We start from the raw sequence: 19,843 nt of genomic DNA, 5'->3' as shown, positions 1-19,843 counted from the left end.
GGATGGCAAGCATATCTGAAGGACGCCTCGAACAGCTTCTCGATCGGTATGACTATCTGGGCCACGCGCTAGGTACGCCGGACAAGTTTTCAAACGAGGAGTTTGTCAACCTGAGCCGCGAGTATGCGGACTTGGGGCCCGTTGTTGAGGCCGTGAATGCGGTGAAAGCAGCGCGCGACGAGATGGCAGACCTCAAGGAAATGGCGGCGAGCGGTGATGACGCAGAGATGCGTGAGCTGGCACAGGAAGAGCTTTATGAGCTGAAGGAACGCCTGCCGGAGATGGAGCATGCGCTCTCGATCCAGCTTCTGCCAAAGGATGCAGCCGATGAACGCTCGGCCATTCTTGAGATCAGGGCGGGCACAGGCGGTGACGAAGCAGCGCTGTTTGCTGGTGACCTGTACCGCATGTATGAGCGCTACGCCGAAAGCCAGGGCTGGAAGATTGAGATGATCTCGGCTTCACCCGCGGAAGTGGGTGGCTTTAAGGAAGTGATGGCCAACATTGCCGGTAAGGGTGTGTTTGCAAAGCTCAAGTTCGAATCTGGCGTGCACCGGGTGCAGCGAGTACCGGTTACCGAATCTGGCGGCCGTATCCATACCAGTGCCGCCACTGTCGCCGTGCTGCCTGAAGCGGAAGAAGTGGATATCGATATCCGCGCAGAAGACATCCGGATCGATACAATGAGGGCGTCCGGCTCCGGCGGACAGCATGTGAACACCACGGATTCTGCGGTTCGGATCACCCACCTGCCGACGGGAATCATGGTAGTGCAGTCTGAAAAATCACAGCACAAGAACCGGGACAAGGCGATGAAGATTCTCCGTGCCCGGCTGTATGATCTTGAGCGCGAGAAGATCGCGAACGAACGTGCAACCGATCGCAAGTCGCAAGTTGGCTCGGGTGACCGGTCAGAGCGAATCCGCACCTATAACTTCCCGCAAGGCCGGGTAACCGATCACCGTATCGGGCTAACCCTCCATAAACTCGACCAGATTCTGGCGGGCGACGGGCTGACGGAAGTGATCAGCGCGCTGATTTCAGAAGACCAGGCAGCTAAACTTTCTGCCATGGAAGCGGGCTTTTGACAGCGGATTTTCCGGGTACAGCCTATGCCTGCCTTCGTTTTATGGAGGCGGGGTTCAGGGATATCAGCGGCGATTGTGCGCTTCTGGACGCAGAGATTTTGCTTTCCCACACCCTCAGTTGGCCCCGCATGCGCGTGTACGCAGAGCGGGAATTTATACTATCTGAACAAGAATGTGTGGCGTTATGTGAGGCGTATTTAAGGCGCAGGTGTGGCGAACCCGTTGCCTATATTCTCGGGGTTCAGGAGTTCTGGAGCCTGGAGTTTGAAGTAAGCCCTGAAACGCTGATTCCGCGCGCAGATACGGAAACTTTGGTTGAGGTTTCTTTGAAAGTGCTCGCGCCAATAGAGAATCCTAAGGTTCTGGATATGGGTACGGGTACGGGCTGCATTCTGTTGAGCCTGCTGCATGAGCGCACAGATGCTTATGGTGTTGGCGCGGATGTAAACGCCAGCGCTGTGGCACTTGCTGAGAGGAACGCAGATAGGCTCGGCGTTGCTGACCGCACGACCTTTGTGCAGAGCGATTGGTTTGATGAACTGGTTGTACCAGATGACGGCTTCGATCTCATCACCTCAAACCCACCTTATATACCGGCGCCTGATATTGCGGGTTTGATGCCTGACGTGCGGGAGTATGAGCCCATGTCGGCCCTTGAAGGGGGTAGTGACGGGCTGGATGCGTACCGGATCATCACAAAGCAAGCACCGGCGTATCTGAACGCAGGTGGATATCTGGCGGTTGAGATCGGTATCGGCCAATCAGGCGACGTGATAGCGCTTTTTGAAGCCGCAGGGTTCAAGAATGTCGCTGTGAATGCAGACCTTGCAGGGCTTGAGCGCGTGATAATCGGCAAAAAAAGTTAACGATGGCCCGATTTATCCTTGGAATAGCTAAAAAAGGCCGCTAGGGTATTTCTAGTCCTTGGCATTAGAAGTACGGCGATGGCCGGTTTCCAGGACTAATTCCGAAATAAGGTCGAATGTCGATGTCGGAAGAGCGACAGGCCCAGCCTGTCTTTAATTCATGATTTCTGATCACTGTTGGTATTGATTTCGAATGAAACAAGCACAAAACGCGCGCAACAAACAGCGCGGTCGCTCTCCGTCTCGTAAAGGCGGGGGGAAGTCGAGCGGCCCGGGGAATACACGTTCAGAACCTAGGGTTCGCGGTAATCCAAAGCAGCTTTTGGAAAAATATAAAAACCAGGCACGAGAGGCCCGTCAGGCGGGTGATCGTGTAACGGCTGAATATTATTATCAATTCGCAGACCACTATCAGCGGATTATGAATGATATGCGCGGCCCTGGCGCCCATGTTGAAACGGATGACAACGACGATAACGATTCCGACGATGTCGGTAATCGTGACGGTGGCAACCGCGAGGGTGGTAACCGGAGCAACGGTAATCGCGAGGGCGGTAATCGAGAAGGCGGCCGGAACAACAACCGGGGTGGTGGTGAACAACGCCAGAACCGCGGTGATCGCAACGACCGCAATGATCGCAACGATCGTGGTGACGACGGGGAAGACCGTCAGCCGCGCCGTAGTCGTGGTGGTCGCAGGCCTCGCCCAGAGGGCACGCAGGAAAACGGCGCCACGGGTGATGCAGTTAGCCCGGCGGACCCGGCACAGCAGGAACAACCTGTTGAAGTGCACCCTGAGCTGGACCTTGATGGTATGGTCGCGGGACCTGCTGCGGACGCAGAAGAAAAGCCAAAGCGCCGCCGTGCGCCGGTGCAGCGTAAACGCGCTCCCCGCAAGGCAGCGGACGCCGAAGGCGGCGAAGGTGAAGATGCACCAAAAGCGCCGGAAGATAACGCGGCCGCTTAAAAGAGGCGATAATAGATTAAAAAAGGCTGCCTGTTCGGGTGGCCTTTTTTGTGCCTGACCCTTGCCTGAATTTGTTACCATACCCACATGTATAGTGCACAGTGTGCTCAATAGAGGCGCTGGCTTGTAATCAGTATGAATCTTCGTCGCTTCAAAGAAGGGCGATACTAATCATGGGGTTAAAGACACATGAATATCGAAAACTATACAGACCGCACGCGTGGTTTCATCCAAAGTGCCCAAGGCCTTGCGCTTCGTGAAGGGCACCAGCGTTTTACGCCAGAACATATTCTCAAAGTCCTGCTGGACGATCCGGAAGGTTTGGCCGCGAACCTTATTCGCGCCGCCGGCGGTCGCCCGACCCAAGCAAAAGAAGGTGTTGAAAGTGCTCTTGCCAAGCTTCCCAAGGTAGAAGGCGCGGGCGCCGGGCAACTGCATCTGGACCCGCTGACCGCGCAACTGTTCGCTAAAGCGGAAGAAGTGGCAAACAAAGCGAGCGACAAATATGTCACCGCTGAGCGTCTGCTGTTGGCCTTCCTTCTGACCGGGAAGTGCGAGGGCGGGAAGATATTGATGCAGGCGGGTGTGACGCCCGATGGGCTCAATAAGGCTATCAATGACATTCGCAAAGGCCGCACCGCTGATACAGCTTCGGCGGAAGACGCCTATGATGCGCTCAAGCGTTTTGCTCAGGATCTCACGGAGCGTGCACGCGCGGGCAAGCTGGACCCTGTTATCGGGCGTGACGAAGAAATACGCCGCACCATTCAGGTGCTGGCGCGCCGTACCAAAAATAACCCGGTGCTTATCGGTGAACCTGGTGTGGGTAAAACCGCAATCGCGGAAGGGCTCGCGCTCAGGATCGCAAACGGTGATGTGCCGGACAGCCTCAAGAATAAGCGCATCATGGCGCTTGATATGGGCTCGTTGATCGCGGGCGCAAAATACCGTGGTGAATTCGAGGAACGGCTGAAGGGTGTGCTGCAGGAAGTCTCGGCAGGTGAAGGCGATATTGTGCTGTTCATTGACGAGATGCACACGCTTGTGGGTGCCGGGAAAACCGATGGTGCGATGGATGCTTCCAACCTTTTGAAGCCCGCGCTCGCGCGGGGTGAACTGCACTGTATCGGTGCCACCACGCTCAATGAATATAAAAAATATGTTGAGAAGGACGCCGCGCTGGAGCGTCGCTTCCAGCCCGTGATGGTGCTTGAACCCACCGTGGAAGATACCATTTCAATCTTGCGCGGCCTGAAGGAAAAATACGAGCTGCACCACGGTGTACGTATCACCGACGGCGCGCTGGTGGCGGCCGCCACACTTTCCAATCGTTATATCACCGACCGCTTCCTGCCCGATAAAGCCATCGACCTGATGGACGAGGCCGCGTCGCGACTGCGTATGGAAACCGAATCGAAACCTGAAGAGATTGATGAATTGGACCGCAAGATCATTCAGTTGAAGATCGAGCGGGAAGCGATGAAAAAGGAAAAGGACGAGGGTGCCAAGGCGCGGCTCAAGGAGCTTGCAAAAGAACTGGCAGCGCTTGAAGAACGCTCAGCTGAGCTGACCGCGCGTTGGCAGGCGGAAAAAGACAAGATCGCCGGTGAGAAGCAACTGAAAGAACAGCTTGATCAAGCCCGCGTGGAACTTGAGCAAGCCCAGCGCCGTGGCGACTATGAGCGCGCGGGCCAGTTGCAGCACAGCACGATCCCTGAGCTTGAACGCCGCATCGAAGGTGCTGCGAAGGCGGATGAGAGCAACCTGTTGCGTGAAGAGGTCACGGATCAGGATATCGCAGGCGTGGTTGCGCGCTGGACCGGTGTGCCGGTTGAAAAAATGCTCGAAGGTGAGCGTGAGAAGCTGCTGCGCATGGAAGACGAACTTGGCAAACGAGTGATTGGCCAGGCTGAAGCTCTTGAAGCGGTGTCATCATCCGTGCGCCGTGCGCGTGCTGGTCTTCAGGACCCAAACCGCCCGCTTGGCAGCTTCCTCTTCCTCGGGCCTACTGGGGTTGGTAAAACCGAGCTTACGAAGGCGCTGGCCGCGTTTCTGTTCAACGACGATACCGCGCTTGTGCGCATCGATATGTCCGAGTTTATGGAGAAACATTCGGTCGCGCGGCTTATTGGTGCTCCTCCCGGTTATGTTGGGTATGAAGAAGGCGGCGTGCTGACAGAGGCGGTGCGCAGACGCCCTTATCAGGTGGTGTTGTTTGATGAGGTCGAGAAGGCGCACCCTGATGTCTTTAACGTGCTGTTGCAGGTGCTGGATGACGGCCGTCTTACAGATGGGCAGGGTCGCACAGTTGATTTCACCAACACCATGATCATCCTAACCTCCAACCTTGGTTCGCATTTGATAGCGGAATTGGGGGAGGATGACCCGGTTGAAAAAGTGCGCGACGGTGTGATGGACGTGGTGAAAAGTGCATTCAGGCCCGAGTTCATTAACCGGCTGGATGAAATCATCCTGTTCCACCGGCTCGCGCGGGCGCACATGGCGGGCATTGTTGATATCCAGCTTGAACGGCTTCACAAATTGCTGGTGGACCGCAAGATCACGCTCACCCTTGATGATGCCGCCCGCAACTGGCTCGCGGATGCAGGCTATGACCCGGTATATGGCGCGCGCCCGCTCAAGCGAACAGTGCAGAAGAATATTCAGGACCCGCTGGCCGAACGTATTCTGCGCGGTGACGTGAAGCCCGGGGATACCGTTTTTGTTTCGGTTCAGGACGGCGCCTTGACCTTTGAAGCTAAGGCGGACGCATCTGCCGCCGCTTGATAATAAAGCCATTATGAAAGGCCGCCATTGGCGGCCTTTTCCGACCGGCGTTTGACATGAATTGGAGCAAGAGCGCATATTGCACACAGACACCATGTGCTGAAGGTTCCAAATGCGTCACAAGCTCTGCAAGCGGATGTTCAAGTTTTGGCGGCAACACGCCGTGTCAGGCAAGTTGCCTGAGCTCCGGGAATTTTTTGAAGAAACAGAGCTGAACTTTCGCAAAGCCGGTGTGATCATCGTGCGTGAAGCGGGTGATGTTTTCTATGACTTTTGCGGTGACGAGGTGATGGAAGTGCTTGGCGCAGATATCCTCGGCCAGTCCATGACCTTCTGCTATCCGGAAAAATTCAAGGCGCTACAGCTTGAAAGTGCAGACATCTGTTTTGACCAACAGGTGGGATTGGACCGATACTCCCGCTTCTGGTTTGGTCATCGGCATAAGGACGTGGAATGGCTGTTGCTGCCGGCCCGTGACGCTATAGGCGACCGGATCGTGCTTGTTGGCATGTCTGCTACCTTTGTTGAGCATGACGAGCTGGATGTGCTTGCAGCGGGCTCTGACCTTGTGGAACGCATCATCGCGCAAGATTACCTCGCTCTTGGCAAAGAGGTGCAGCTTGGCCATCTGAGCCGCCAGAGCTGGGCGGTGCTGGATGCCATGGGCGCCAGCGTGAGCGTGGACGGCGAGCCAGTACCGCGCAGCACCATGGCTATGGGCGGTGAAGCTGCCTATGCGGCGCGCAAGGCGTCGCTCGCGAAAGTATTGGCTGTTGCGAGCCGACAGGAATTTTTCGGCCATGCCAGCAAGCTCAGCAAGCTTTATAATTTTCATCAGGTTGAAACTTTTGGTGAAGCGCTGGCGGTTCTTGAGAAGGACCGGGTGGACGTCTTGATTGCCGACGAGCGTATTGAGGGTGGTGTTGGCCTTGACCTCATCCAGATTGTGCAAAACCAGAAAGAAGCGGCTGCCTGTGTGCTGTTGCTGACGCCACGCGTCGGAGCGGAAGACGCTACGATTAGAACCGAGAACGGGTTTGTTCATCTGCTTGTAAAACCGGCGGGGGATTTTGCGCTTCGGAAAGCGATAGATGACGCAGGTATTTTTGTGCGTACGCGCCAGAAAACCCGGTTTTATGAGGAAGGTGACAAAGCCTGACAGAGGGTTCGCGAAGCTGGACCCAAATGAGCTTCTGGGCTAAAACTCATGCAAACGGGGCATGGGAGATTTTCTAGCGTGAACGCATCTATTTCGGCATTGTTGCAACAGGCGGTAACACAGGTGCAGCAAGGCAATATAGCCGCCGCTGAGGGCATTCTTATCCCCCTCAATATGCGTACACCTGGCCACCCGGATGTGTTGCACCTTCTCGCCATGGCGGCCAAACAGAAGGGCGATCATGGCCGCGCCGAGCATTTCTTTCGTGAGAGTTTGAAAGCATCCCCCGGGCAGGCTGCTGTACACGCTAATCTTGCCAATATGTTGGCCCACCTAGACCGCACAGATGAGGCGCTTGCGTCCTACCGAAAGGCGGTAGAGATAGAACCCGGTTTTGCAACGGGTTGGCATAACCTGGCATTGATGTTGTCGGAAACGGCAGATCATGATGGCGCGTTGGATGCTGCAAAAAAATATGAAGCCCTTGTGAAAAGGACGGCTGCAAGTGCTGAGCTCTTCGCCAGCATCTATCAGCACGCGGGTAATTTTTTGGCGGCCCGCGATACGCTTGAGGATTTTCTCGCCCGCGACCCCAATAACGCACGGGGCTGGAATGTGCTGGGGTCTTTGCTGCGCAAGGATGCTGAATTTAGCGACGCCGCCAAGGCGTTTGAAAAAGCCCGGTCTCTTGGCTTCCATGACCCGGACATGTATCAAAACCTGGCTGAAGCCTACTATGAGGAACAGGAGCTTGGTAAAGCGGTTTCTGTGCTGGATGCCGCCGTACAAACCCTGCCGGATAACGGGCAGTTGCATTATGTGCGGGCCAAATTCCGCTGGGAATCGATGCCGGACGAAGATCACCTGGCGGCGCTTAAGCAGGCTATCCCGAAACAACCCAACAATATTTCCTTGTGGGGAGCGTATTTTGATCTCCTGAGCCACGAGGGCCGATTTGAAGATATTCTCAAAGGTTTGTCTGAGGCGTATCGCTTTAATATCCGTGCGCCTCGCTTAAGCCTTGCCGAGGCCGTTGCCTTGTCACGGACCGAAAAGCTTGATGAAGCAACTGCGGTTTTTGAGAAACTGCTGCAAACTGACCCGGATAGTGCCCCGCCAAAATTGAACTATGCTTCGCATCTGATGAAGGCGGGTGACCCAGAAAAAGCGGAAAAGCTGTGTGCTGATGTGTTGGCCGCCGACCCCGGCAACCAGAAAGCCTGGACCTTCCGCGGCACTGCTTGGCAGTTGATGGGTGATGATCGGGCGAACTGGCTGTTTGATTTTGAGCGCATGGTGAACCCTGTCGATGTTGACCCGCCGGAAGGTTATGACAGCCGCGAGACCTTTTTTGAGGCAGCCCGGCAGGAGCTTGATAACCTGCATCGTATGCAGTCTCACCCTTTGGACCAGACACTGCGGGGAGGCACACAAACCAATGGCTTCCTGTTTCGCATTAAGAACCCCGTGTTGCAGGCGCTTCGTACGCAGATAAACAATGCCGTGGAAAAGGTTATCGCTGATTTTCCGGATGATGCGGATCACCCGTTCTGGTGCCGCCGGAGCGCTGGTTTTGATTTCAGTGGTGCTTGGTCTGTGCGCCTGAAAAGCCAAGGGTATCACACCAATCATTTCCATCCAGAGGGCTGGCTGAGCTCTGCGCTGTATATCGCGCTGCCGCAGGAGGTGAAAACCGGAAGCGGCACAGAAGGGCACATCCAGTTTGGGGTGCCAACGGTGGAAATGGGCGTTGAACTTGCCCCGGGGCGGATTGTCAAACCTGAGGTCGGGCGGCTGGTGCTTTTCCCGTCCTATATGTGGCATGGGACGATCCCCTTCACCTCTGATGAGCCAAGGATGACGGTCGCTTTTGATGTGGTACCTAAACCCTAAAGCAAACTGGCCTTTGCAAGATAGTCCCGCAACGGAGTAAGGTGCTCGTCATAATGTTTGTGGCGGCCACTTGAGCGAGTATATAGCGGTTCTCGCACCTGCCAGTAGCTGACGGTTTTCACCGTGTTTCTCAGTTTGTGAAACTCCAAGCAGCCCTCATGCCAAGGTAAGCCCAGAAATTCGAGAAGCGCTTTTGTCTGATCACGGGGGGTCTCAACAAAAGTATCATAATGTATCTCGAATATGTCGTCCGGGAACAGCGCCTTCCAGTGCGCCATTAGCCTGTGCTGCTGTACATAATAATGGCCAATGTCGAGAAGATTGCGCGCATAAGCCATGCTGTCCGCAAGCTCGAGGAAATAAACCGACAGGCAATTATCCAGCGGATGCCGTGTGGTGTGAATGAAGCGAGCATTCGGGAACAGGGTTTTGATGAGCCCAATATAGAGGAAGTTGTCCGGACGTTTATCGGTGACGAGCCCACTGTTTCCAAACCGGTTTTCCAGCAAGCTGATATAGGCGTCGGCCATAGGCGTCAGGTCTGCTGCGGTTTTATCCGTGATGCTGGCCGGAAACGGCGCCAGGTCCCGGCTCACAAGGGATACAAAATATTCCAGCTCGCCTCCGGGGGTCGCATCAGGGTGGGCTGCGATAACCTGTTCTATCAAGGTAGAGCCAGAGCGGAACATGCCACAGATGAAGGTGGGCTGAGCATCCGATATAACGGGCAGGTTTTTAAACCAGTGAGTGGAGAATGTGTCCCGAATAGCCGCAAAGAAGGCATCGCTTTCATTCCTGTCATAAGGAGGGGCGATGCTTGAGGCAGTCCGGTTAGCTGTCTGGTAGCACTTAAAAGCCTTATTGTAGTGTCCTCGCGCGTCATGGGCTTTGCCAAGCGCAAAGTTCAAGCTGGATGCCTCGCGAGGCGCGGCATTCTTGACCTTGGCAAGCGTGGTGGCATTGGCGAGCAGGCCATCATTTATTTCTGTGGCGGTGCTTAGGTTCAAGAGCCGTGCCAGCGCAATGGCGTTCCCCGGCGCGATATCCGCCACGCGGCGATACAGTTCAGCAGCAGCGTCGCGGTTTGAACGCTCCTCATGCAGGTTGGCATAGTTCAGTAAGGCAGGGACATACGTGGGATTGATCTTGAGCGCAGATTGTAGGCACTGCTCAGCCCGATCATCCTGCCGCAGGTGATCGCTATAGATTACCGCCTTGTTGAGCCAAACCTCCTCAGGACCATCGATGTTCAGTGCCAGTGCTTGATCATAGGCCTTGAGCGCATCCTCAAAGCGCCCGGCGCTGCGCAGGAGGAAACCATGATTGAAATAGCCCGTCGCATATCCAGGCAGTTCTTTGTGCAATTTCTCGAAGGCGACATCTGCTTTGTCAAAAGCATCAGCACGGCCATAGATGTCAGCGGCATCCGCAAGAATTTGCGCGGGCTCGGGCACCCGTGTCGCCACGTTCATCATGTAATCAGCGGCAGCCACCAAGTGACCTTCGTCAAGGTTCAGCCGGATAAGCGCACTGAGAACCTGCACCTGTGGGGCATCGGTGCCGATAAGACCTTCAAACAGTTCGATGGCTTTTTGGCGGTCTCCCGCCCGGGCGAATTGCACAGCGCGTGCAAACCTGTCGCGTGCGCTATGTTCGCTTGTGTTAGCCATTGATCAGCCCGGCGGCTGTTAGTTTTTCCTGCAGGACACTCAGATGTTTTTCGAAGTTCCGCCAGTTATGAACAGAGCTGGTGTAAATTGGTTCGCGAATTTGCGCAGCACTTGCTGTCGATGATGCGGATGTGGACTTCTCGACCGTGGTGAGTTCATCGGACCATGACAAGCCACAGTGCTTTGCGATACGTTTTCCTTCGGTCTTTGGCGCCGCGACAAGGGCTTCATAAGATACATCTAAAATATCGTCTGGCATCACCGTGCGCCAGTGGGCCATCAGTTGGTGATATGCGACATAATATTCGGCAAGATCGGACATGTCGTACGAGAAGAAATACGCCTGATTAAACAGTGTTTTGTAGACCGCGAAGCATGTATCCAGTGGATCGCGTACGAGGTGGATAATCCTGGCATTGGGCAGGGCTTTCTTTATGAGCCCACAATAGAGGAAATTGAACGGCAGTTTGTCAGTGAAACGTTTCGCCCCGCCGATCATGCCGTGGACATTTTGCAAATATAATTCGCCCATACGAGAATAGTCAGCTTCCAGTGCGGCGCTGAGTGGATTGAGATTTCTGTCTGGATGCTGGGTGATATGCGCGTTGATCACAGCGCGCATGGCCATGGAAAAATCGTTCAGTTCGCCCCCAGGGGTGACATCACGGTGATTGCCCAATATACGTTCAACAAGAGTGGTGCCGGTACGTGGCATGCCCACGACAAAGATGGGCGCATCTTCGCTCGTACCAGCAGGAATTTTGTCAAAGGCTTCTTTCGTGAAGGCGTTTGCGACATCCGTCATGTTCTGCACTTCGGCACTGATGTCATAGCGCAGGTGTCCGCGCTGAATATCCGCGCCGCGTTTGAGCGCTGCAAACGCAGCGTCGTAATTGCCGATGTCTTCCTGTTCTTTGGCGAGGGCGTAGGCTGCGCCCACTTCGTCCTTCCAGCCAAGCTTCTGACCCAGCACAGCTTGCAGCATGATGGTGTGGTTGGCTTCGGGTGTTTGTTTCTTAAGTTTAGCGCGCAGCATCAACGCTTCGCCGTGGTCTGGTACTTGGGTAAGAAAGCGGGACACAGCGTCTTCTGCACTTTCCATATCGCCACAATAGTAGCAGTTTTTAGCCAGTTCGAACAAAAAGTGTGGATTGTCGGCACCGAGTGATTTTGCTTTAGCGAAATAGTCCTCGGCTCCCGCGGGGTTATCTGCCTGAGAGAATATCTGCGCCGCCTGAAATTGAATGCCGGCGTCTTCAGGTTTGAGGGCTGCGGCAGCCTTTGCGCTTTCCTGAGCCGCAATACCCTGACGCAGCATCAGTTCAACTTGTGCTTTTTTAAGGTGTAGGGCTGGCGCTCCGCCGTCAAGTTCAATGGCGCGACCGATGTACTGGAGAGCTTCAGTAAAACGCCCCTGATAAAGTGCTACCTCGCAGGCAAAATAGGAAACCGGGGGCAGGTCAGGCAACTGGGCCAAGAGGGTTCTACTGATTCCTTCAGCCTGTTCAGGCTTTTTGTCGGCGAGAAGTTGCAAGCCTTGGCGAATAAGGTGAAGCGCATCCATGGTGTCGTCCCTGTGTTGCGGCACGTTTGCCGGGCCGTAATTCTTGGTCTTAGCCTAGGGCTGAGAAAAATTGAATAAAAGATTAAAAAAGGCGGGCCGAAGCCCGCCTTTCCAAAAAGATTATGCCGACTGAATTAGAAGGCAACCTGTACGTTAGCGTGCAGGTAACGACCCAGTGTGTCGTAGAAACCAGCGAACGTGTTGGCGTTGGTGGAGAAGTTACCACCTACGAGCGGAGGCTCTTTGTCGAAGATGTTGTTCACACCAACGAGGAAGCCAACGTGCTCGTTCACGTCAAACGAAGCTTTCAGGTCGAAGTAGGACTGAGCTGCGATATGATCGTCAACCGAACCATCACCGAGGCCGCCTACGCTACCGAAGTAACGCCACTTGGCAGACACGCTCCAGAAGCTATCTGGTGTGAAGTTAACGGTCATTGTGTGGCGCCATACTGGCTGAGCGAAACAGCCGTTAGATGTATAGTCGTCTACACAATCATACTCGTCGTTCTCAAGACCGCCCACCGGATCAGTTATTTTCTTGAGCATGTAAGTGCCCGAGATTTTAGCCGACACGGTGCCTACACCAACATCAGTGGTGTAGTCAGCTGCAACGTCGATACCTTGAAGGTGCTGACCACCGGTGTTGACGTTCGTGCCTACAACATAACCAGAGTTACCGAGCCACAGGCTGCCACCGTTACCACGGTTGATCAGGCTACAGAATTCGGTCGCACCAGTGAGACCACACTGACGAACAGCAATCTCAGGATCGATGATCGCGATTGCGTCTTCAAGCTTGATGTCCCAGAAGTCAACGCGCATTTGAAGGCCGGCCATTGGATTGGCAATTACACCAAATGTCCAGGAGTCAGCTTTCTCAGGGTCGATGGTTGGGTTACCACCGTACAGAGCGTTGTACTGGCTGGCTGGGCTGAGTGAGATGTTGCCGTACTGACCAGCTGTTACACCAGTGTTCGCACACTGTGCAGCAGTCAACTCAGGGCTGGCACCAGCACATGGATCAACACCGCCCCACAGGCCACGGGCTTGTGGTGAGAACAGCTCGTTCACGTTCGCAGCACGAACAGCACGGTTGTAGCTACCAACGAATTTGATTTCGTCGATTGGGTTCCATGACAGTGCAACTTTGTATGTCGCAGCGCCACCGGAGGTGCTGTAGTCAGAGTAACGACCACCAAGCTCAAGCTCAAGAGTAGCAGGCAATGGAACAACCAACTCGCCGAAGACTTCTTTCACATTGTAAGAACCTTCAACAGACGGTGTTGCACCACCTTGACCAAGAAGCTGACCTTCGGAGAATACGGTGTCAGAGTTGGAGTCGAATACCTCTTTGCGGTACTCGATACCGATAACTGCCTGAACACTGTCTTCAGCTGAAGGAACGGTCAGACCGAGGTCACCCGTTACATAGGCGTTGGCAATGTATTCTTTGGTGATACCTTCGAGGACAGCAACACCGGTCAGGCCACCAGCCTGCTCAGGGGTTACGCCTTGGTATTGGAACACATCATATTCTACGTTCTCAAGAGCTTCGCGGATGTTTGGTGCGAAGAAATCGTTCACGTAGTTGGATACGAATGTGGTTGAACCATACTGGAAGGATGCATCGTAGGACCAGTTATCCGTAATGCTGCCTTCAACACCAGTTACAATGCGGAATGCGTTGTGGCTGATGAGGTTCGCACGTGGGCCACCTTCTACGTTACGCTTACCAATGTAAACGCCGAACTGCTCACCTGGGCCGATACCGTAGGTGTCGGTGAGGAATTGACGCTGAGCGTCGTTCAGAAGGCCAGATTCGTATGGCAGGTCGTACTGCTCAGCGAAGAATGTACCGGACTCAGCAATCTGAGCATCGGTGCGATCACGCATGAAGCTGACTTCCATGTATGGACGAGCGTGTTCGTTGATTTCGTAATCAATGAACGCACCAAATGTCCAGCGCTCATCAGGGCGCATGAAGTGGTTAACCGGAGCGTAGTTGTATACGTTCGAAGCGCCGTCAACAAAGTTGCTGCTTGGGTCAAGCGTCCAGCGGCGGGCGAAGTCCATGTCATCAGGAGCGCCGAGGTAGAAGTTTGGAATTTCAGCGTTACCAGAACCACCACAAGACGTGCCAGCAGCACTCAGAGCACATGATGAATAGTCACGGTCAGCTTGCAGGAATTCCTTAACTTTACGCCATGTAGCGTAAACTGTTGCGTGACCATTTCCGTCAGCAAACTCGCCGCCCATGGTTACGTCAACGTTGTATGCAACGCCATCGATACCGCTTGAGCCGTCTGGATATTCGAAGTTTTTCGCATCCATCAGACCCTGGATGTAGTCGTTGCTGTTATTGTGCTGGTAACCAGAGATGCCAGCGCTGATTTCGATACCTTCGAAATCGTCTTTCATCACGAAGTTAACAACACCAGCAACCGCGTCAGCACCGTATGTTGCCGAAGCACCACCGGTGATCACTTCAGCACGTTCAACGAGCGAAGCTGGGATCTGGTTGATGTCAGGCGCGTTGCTGAGGCCACCTGGCTGCAGGCGACGACCGTTTACGAGCACGAGTGTACGAACAGTACCCATGCCGCGAAGGTCAAGTGTTGCAGTACCAGTGGCACCGTTGGAGATGAACGATGTTTGCGCAGCTTCAATCTGCGGCAAGCTGTTCATCATGTCCTCGACCCGTGTGAAGCCCGACAGTTTAATGTCGGCGCTAGATGTCACGGAGATCGGGCTAGCACTGGTGAAGTCCTTACGTACGATACGTGAACCGGTAACAACAACCTCTTCAAGGTCGAAGTCTTCCATTGTGTCCGCTTCTTGAGCGGAAGCACCCGTTACACCTGCACCCAGCGCGAAGCTGGCGAGGAGGGTTGCGGCGCTACCCAGGAGGGCAGTACGACGCATTTTCTTGAGTTCCTTAGACACTCTGCGTTTCCTCTTCTATTTTATTACTTTCCAAGCACTCGGAATTCGCGGAAAATTATAACCGCACATAAGGTCTAGCCAGATTCTGTCGTGGGGCGACACAAAAGTTTAACGTTCGGCATGGTTTTGCTTATGCATTAAACGAATGGTGTGTTATTTGAGCCACAGATATAAACGATAGATTATTTTCCGCTCATATTGCCTAATTATGGTGCAAAACCATACTTTTAGTGATTGCAGTTTAGTTTAGTCGGAGGGCGGTGATCTAATGTCAGAGTGGCACATGGGACGCACGTGCCCACTTGGAGAGAAGCCATTTTCCGCCCGAAGTCGGAGGCTCTCCAGAGTGCAAGGTTTTACGGTCAGGCGAACCGTCGGGCCTGATATTGTTGAAGCATAGAAAGACGCCCAGACCTGCCCTGAAATCGAGCTTGATATCTCAAAACCGTGTTACGCCTCCACCATATCCTGTGTTCAGGTATGTGAGACTCGTTTTGATTCTCTGCCCGCCTGTTTTGAGGTGTTGCTGGTGCGCCGGGAAGGTGGGGTCGAAAAAGTCATAATGCGGCTTGTACTGTTGGCCAGACCTGCAATGCAGAAGCGACAACGGGTCCGCGTGCGTCACCGGGTGATCCATAGCCTTCATCATCAGGGCATTGATCGATTGCACAACGATGTCGCTTTCAAGCAGGCGGAAGTTAGAAAAACGATTGGTACGGGTTTGGTCTGAAACCTCTCCGGCTTGCGAATCATGTGCCGTGGCTGTCGCCGTCGGTGTCGAATGTCGAGAATAATGCACGGGTAGCTTCTGGCATATAGGGGTTGCGAAGGTCGACATCCATGCCTTCACTAAATGGTGTTGGTGCCAGTTGGCTTTCGACGCGGTTGTGTGCGTATGACATCTCGGCGAACAGGTTGATGTCGTTTGTTACCTGATAGTTGCCGATACCAGTAATAGCATGTCGCACGAGCGGAAGCTGGAGGTTATTTACCGGCGCGAAATTATAGGCGTGTTTATCACCATCATGAGGATAGGTGTGCCATTATCGTCAATGAAATGGTTCAAGCCGTTACTCGCGAAACGACCCTGTAGGATGCCGGCACTACCACCAGGTACAAAGATCGGGTTTCCATTGTCATCTGTGGTCTCGCCAAGCTGCACAGCGGCGAAGCTCCGGTCACCAGCAAGGGTCTGATTACGCTTCAGATAGTTACCGGAAATCACCACATTACCGCGACCGTCGGCCAAGTTTCCGCCAAGGGTGAAGTCAACGTTGTAGCGCTCGGCATCACCTTCCTGGCTAAGGCCATACTGGCCGTTTACCTGAACGCCTTCAAAGTCATCCTTTAGGATGAAGTTCACAACGCCAGCCATGGCGTCAGAACCGTAAACGGCAGAAGCACCACCGGTTACAACTTCAATCTGCTTGATAAGTGCGGGCGGAATGTTGTTCAAATCCACCACGCCGTTAGAGGCGGAACCAACAAACCGACGGCCGTTCATCAGTACGAGCGTACGTGAGGTGCCAAGGTTGCGCAGGTTTACATTTGCCTGACCGTTACCAGGGTTGTTTGTGGTTGGGCCGTTTGTAGATGCTGTCTGCGGCATGCCGTCGAATATGCGGTCAATTTCAACCACAGCGCCGATGCTGATCTCTTCTGCCGAGATCACGTTCACGGGGCCGTTGGCGACCAGATCTTTCCGCGGAATACGGGAGCCGGTTACCACAACTTCCTCGAACTCTGATTCTGTTGCCGCGCTGGTTTGCGCAAAAGCGCTAGTGCTTGGGGCCATGGACATCATGGTGGCGATAGTGGCTGTGCCTGCCAACAGGCCAGCCTTTATTGTTCTACCCTGTTTATGGGTCATTCTGTTCTCCTCCCAAAGAGAGTTGTTAGTCAAAAAGAGAGGACAATGAATGCTGATAAGGCGCAGTAAATAAAAATTGTAATACGGTTTTTATTCTGATTTATATAATATTTATTTATATGTTTTTAATAAACTTCATGTAAAAATTATAAAAATATGAACTTATATATATCTGCAGTTTGTAGTTTTAGTCTTTTGCTTCGTCGGTTTAATACTTTTCTTCTGTATAAGAAAAGGCGCCCACCATGCCAGGGGGCGCCTCTTTACCCATGGGTTCTAAAAACGTGAATCAGTTCACGCGCTTGACCCGGAATGTTTTACCTGTCTCATCAACGGTCATGAAAAGACCGCCAATTTCTGTTTCCTCAATGCGTACTGCCATCCCTGGCTTGATCCGGCCTGGTTTAGAGTCGTCAACATTCTGCCAGATATGGCCATTTTCAAGTTTAATATACAGGTCGCCAATGGCGGAACGTTTTGTTGCAACGATGCTGCTTTGGAAGGTGTTGAACCCGCCGTCAGTTGCTCCGCGTTGACCAAACTCTTCCAATGCAAGCGCCGCGAGATCTGCCTGACGCTGTTCTTCAGCGGCAATGAGGGCCTCTTTTTCAGCTTTTTCGCGCTCTGCTTCCGCGCGCAGCCTTGCAGCTTCTTGATCAGCAGCAAGCCTTAGGCGCTTTGCTTCCGCACGTTCTGTGGCGGCAACGGCTTTCAGCCGCTCAGTCTCGGCTTTCAGTTGATCTGCTTCCTTGAGCCTTGCGTGTGCGCGCTCAAAGTCAAAGATGGACGCCGCTTTGTCGAAACAAGCAAGGCGCGAAGCATCGTCACTGATCTCGGCACATGCCTTGAAAGCCTGCACGCTGCTTTGCGCGTCATCTGCGCCAGCGGGAGCGATCGTCAGCCCTGCTAGCACAAGCCCAAAGCTGAGGTGTTTCAATTTCATTCTGTGTTCCCTCTCACATTTTTATATAGCGCGTTCATATAGCGCGTTGCGCGGCACCATAGTAGCGCCGCGGCGCATCATTGTCTCGCCAAGATGACCGGCAGATGAACGCACTGCATTTAGCGGTCCGTCCCTTGAACTTGTGCGGCATCATCAAGTGTGTTTGGCGCAGGGCCAAGGGCACCGGCCTGCATTATATAAGAGCGTTGTGTTTGTATCTGAAGGATGTCTGCCAGCAGTTGGGTACGCTGTGAAGCAAAGACCTCAAGGTCAGTACCCCTGAGCTCCCGGCCCGTTGGCAGATCGAGCGTAAGCGGGTTGACCTGCTTGTCGTTCATCATCACTTCATAGTGCAGGTGTGCGGCACTCACGCGACCCGTAGCACCCGCATAACCGATAACTTGGCCCTGTTTCACCCGGGCACCGCTTTTAATGCCTTTGCCGTACCGGCTCAGGTGAGCGTAGGCTGTCTTATAAGTACCGTTATGGCGGATGCGGATATAGTTACCGTAGGAGCCGTAGCGGCTAGCGCGTTCCACCACGCCGTCACCAGCTGCCATGATAGGCGTGCCGGTGCGAGCCCGGAAGTCAACGCCCTTGTGCATGCGTGTATATCCCAGCACCGGGTGTTTGCGGCGACCATAGTTTGAAGTCACTACCGTGACATCAAGTGGTGTTTTCATCAGGGCTTTGCGAGTGCTTTTGCCTTCTCCGTCAAAATAGTCGGCGTCGCCTGCGGCATCGATGAAATAATTGGCTTCCAGCATGCGTTTCCGCAGGCCCAGTTTTACCTGCAGGAGTTGCCCTTCCTGCATATCACCAAAGTCCGGGGCGTATTGGCGCTCAAAATAAACCTGAAAGGTGTCGCCGGTGCGTATCTCGCGCTCAAAGTCGACATCAAAGCTCATCAGCCTGATCAGGTCGACAATCACCTTGGTTGGCAGGCCAGCCCGCTGCGCAGAAAGATAAAGGCTGTCTGTAATTTCGCCTTCTACCAAGTGGGTGAGTGAAATGGTTGTTATGTCTTGCCGTTCCGCTTTGAAGCTGTCGCCTTTGGCATACACAACGGCCTCAGCATCAAAGCTATCGCGCATGCGGAGCTCTTCCACATTACCGTCAGCGTCGGTGGTGATTCGAACTTCCTGCCCGCGCTGTAGTTTACGCAGGTTGGTCACATCGCGCAGGTTGGCCACCATACGGTGCGCGGTAACCGAAGGAATGTCGGCGCGTTGCAGTAGGCCAATCAGCGTTTCGTTACGTTTGAGGCTATATTGTTTCTCTGTTGGTGCAGGTGGCGGCGCGTCTTCTTCAACCTGGGCATAGCCCTCTACAGATGGGGGCATCTGGGTCGCGACATCAGGCACATTTGGCTCTTCGTCAGGCGCAGTATCGGGTGTTCTTAAAAGTAGATGCCCGACCATTAGGACAGCTAATCCGAAACCGGCGATGGCAGTAAAGCCCAGCGGCGACTCGCTCGCCCTGATCAGGTGCCCAATACGGGCTTTGGTGTCGGCCGGGAGCCGAATTGCCAAAATGCGGTCACGAATCTCGTGAAAGCGAAACATTTCTTTCCCTTCTGATTCAACTCGGTCCGGCCAGAGATTCGCGTACGATTCCCGTTGGTCGGACCCATTGGAAACAAAATACAGTCTTTATATATATAGGGCAACATGCCTGTCATACCCCAAGCGCTTTCTAAACACCTACCAAAGGCGTCTTCTATTGGAAAGCGCATGTTTCTGCGCCTTATAGAGCAAAGCTGTAAAAAAAGTGCAAAAGAAGCAAAAAAGCCCTTGCGTTCGAGAGCCGATCCCCCTAGAAACCGCTCCACCGACGGGGCGCGCTGCTCTACTGGACACGAGCCAAACGGTTCGAAAGTTCGGAAGGAATGCCGCAACGTCATCACGATCTAGAGGCCTTAAAAACGGCCTTGACATGGTGGCCCTGGTCACCATATACAGATCGCCCTGTCGCACGCTGACGAAACGTCCGGTCCGACAAACTGCCTGACAGAAGAATGTTTCAGGTGACTGGATTTTCCGGTCGGGCAGATTTTTGATCTTTGACATAGTTGATTTGGAAGGGAGATGT

14 protein-coding genes are annotated in these 19,843 nt (G+C 53.8%); 6 read left to right on the top strand and 8 right to left on the bottom strand.

Annotated features, from left to right (window positions below; genetic code table 11):
- The first annotated feature begins 2 nt into the window (after positions 1 to 2).
- From prfA to ACOOGA_RS06895, 6 genes are all read left to right on the top strand, one after another.
- On the top strand, positions 3 to 1,088 hold the full coding sequence (gene prfA / locus ACOOGA_RS06920; RefSeq protein WP_417462136.1) for a peptide chain release factor 1: 1,086 nt from the start codon (positions 3 to 5) through the stop codon (positions 1,086 to 1,088).
- Positions 1,085 to 1,954, top strand: a complete 870-nt coding sequence (gene prmC, locus ACOOGA_RS06915) for a peptide chain release factor N(5)-glutamine methyltransferase (protein WP_420430049.1) — start codon at positions 1,085 to 1,087, stop codon at positions 1,952 to 1,954. The genes prfA and prmC overlap by 4 nt, the downstream gene beginning before the upstream one ends.
- Positions 1,955 to 2,147: 193 nt before the next feature.
- Positions 2,148 to 2,921, top strand: coding sequence for a DUF4167 domain-containing protein (locus ACOOGA_RS06910; protein ID WP_420430048.1), 774 nt, complete (start codon positions 2,148 to 2,150; stop codon positions 2,919 to 2,921).
- A 189-nt stretch (positions 2,922 to 3,110) separates the two neighbouring features.
- Positions 3,111 to 5,708, top strand: a complete 2,598-nt coding sequence (gene clpB, locus ACOOGA_RS06905) for an ATP-dependent chaperone ClpB (RefSeq protein WP_420430047.1) — start codon at positions 3,111 to 3,113, stop codon at positions 5,706 to 5,708.
- A 136-nt stretch (positions 5,709 to 5,844) separates the two neighbouring features.
- Positions 5,845 to 6,867, top strand: coding sequence for a hypothetical protein (locus tag ACOOGA_RS06900; protein WP_420430046.1), 1,023 nt, complete (start codon positions 5,845 to 5,847; stop codon positions 6,865 to 6,867).
- Positions 6,868 to 6,945: 78 nt separating this feature from the next.
- Positions 6,946 to 8,760 carry a tetratricopeptide repeat protein gene (locus ACOOGA_RS06895; RefSeq protein ID WP_420430045.1) on the top strand — a complete coding sequence of 605 codons (1,815 nt, stop codon included), beginning with the start codon at positions 6,946 to 6,948 and terminating at the stop codon, positions 8,758 to 8,760.
- Here ACOOGA_RS06895 and ACOOGA_RS06890 read toward each other — a convergent pair.
- The 8 genes from ACOOGA_RS06890 to ACOOGA_RS06855 form a co-directional block, all read right to left on the bottom strand.
- Complete coding sequence (locus tag ACOOGA_RS06890; protein ID WP_420430044.1) at positions 8,757 to 10,430, bottom strand: tetratricopeptide repeat-containing sulfotransferase family protein; 1,674 nt, start codon at positions 10,428 to 10,430, stop codon at positions 8,757 to 8,759. The two genes, ACOOGA_RS06895 and ACOOGA_RS06890, sit on opposite strands and share 4 nt — an antisense overlap.
- Positions 10,423 to 11,994, bottom strand: coding sequence for a tetratricopeptide repeat-containing sulfotransferase family protein (locus tag ACOOGA_RS06885; RefSeq protein ID WP_420430043.1), 1,572 nt, complete (start codon positions 11,992 to 11,994; stop codon positions 10,423 to 10,425). Before ACOOGA_RS06885 ends, ACOOGA_RS06890 begins: the two co-directional genes overlap by 8 nt.
- Before the next feature lie 134 nt (positions 11,995 to 12,128).
- On the bottom strand, positions 12,129 to 14,939 hold the full coding sequence (locus ACOOGA_RS06880; protein ID WP_420430042.1) for a TonB-dependent receptor plug domain-containing protein: 2,811 nt from the start codon (positions 14,937 to 14,939) through the stop codon (positions 12,129 to 12,131).
- Positions 14,940 to 15,378: 439 nt separating this feature from the next.
- The gene (locus tag ACOOGA_RS06875) at positions 15,379 to 15,738 is read right to left on the bottom strand and encodes a hypothetical protein (protein ID WP_420430041.1); all 360 of its coding nucleotides are present in this window, start codon (positions 15,736 to 15,738) and stop codon (positions 15,379 to 15,381) included.
- On the bottom strand, positions 15,689 to 15,907 hold the full coding sequence (locus tag ACOOGA_RS06870) for a hypothetical protein (protein ID WP_420430040.1): 219 nt from the start codon (positions 15,905 to 15,907) through the stop codon (positions 15,689 to 15,691). The genes ACOOGA_RS06875 and ACOOGA_RS06870 overlap by 50 nt, the downstream gene beginning before the upstream one ends.
- A gap of 20 nt (positions 15,908 to 15,927) precedes the next feature.
- Positions 15,928 to 16,809 (bottom strand): TonB-dependent receptor plug domain-containing protein, encoded by an 882-nt coding sequence (locus ACOOGA_RS06865; protein WP_420430039.1) that lies wholly within the window; start codon positions 16,807 to 16,809, stop codon positions 15,928 to 15,930.
- A 289-nt stretch (positions 16,810 to 17,098) separates the two neighbouring features.
- Positions 17,099 to 17,752, bottom strand: a complete 654-nt coding sequence (locus ACOOGA_RS06860; protein ID WP_420430038.1) for a hypothetical protein — start codon at positions 17,750 to 17,752, stop codon at positions 17,099 to 17,101.
- Positions 17,753 to 17,871: 119 nt separating this feature from the next.
- Entirely contained in the window at positions 17,872 to 19,317 is a 1,446-nt protein-coding gene (locus ACOOGA_RS06855) for a peptidoglycan DD-metalloendopeptidase family protein (RefSeq protein ID WP_420430037.1), read from the bottom strand.
- Between the last annotated feature and the right edge of the window lie 526 nt (positions 19,318 to 19,843).

The sequence above is a fragment of the Kordiimonas sp. genome, assembly GCF_965216265.1.
Taxonomy (GTDB): domain Bacteria; phylum Pseudomonadota; class Alphaproteobacteria; order Sphingomonadales; family Kordiimonadaceae; genus Kordiimonas.
This window is presented reverse-complemented; position numbering and strand designations above follow the sequence as displayed.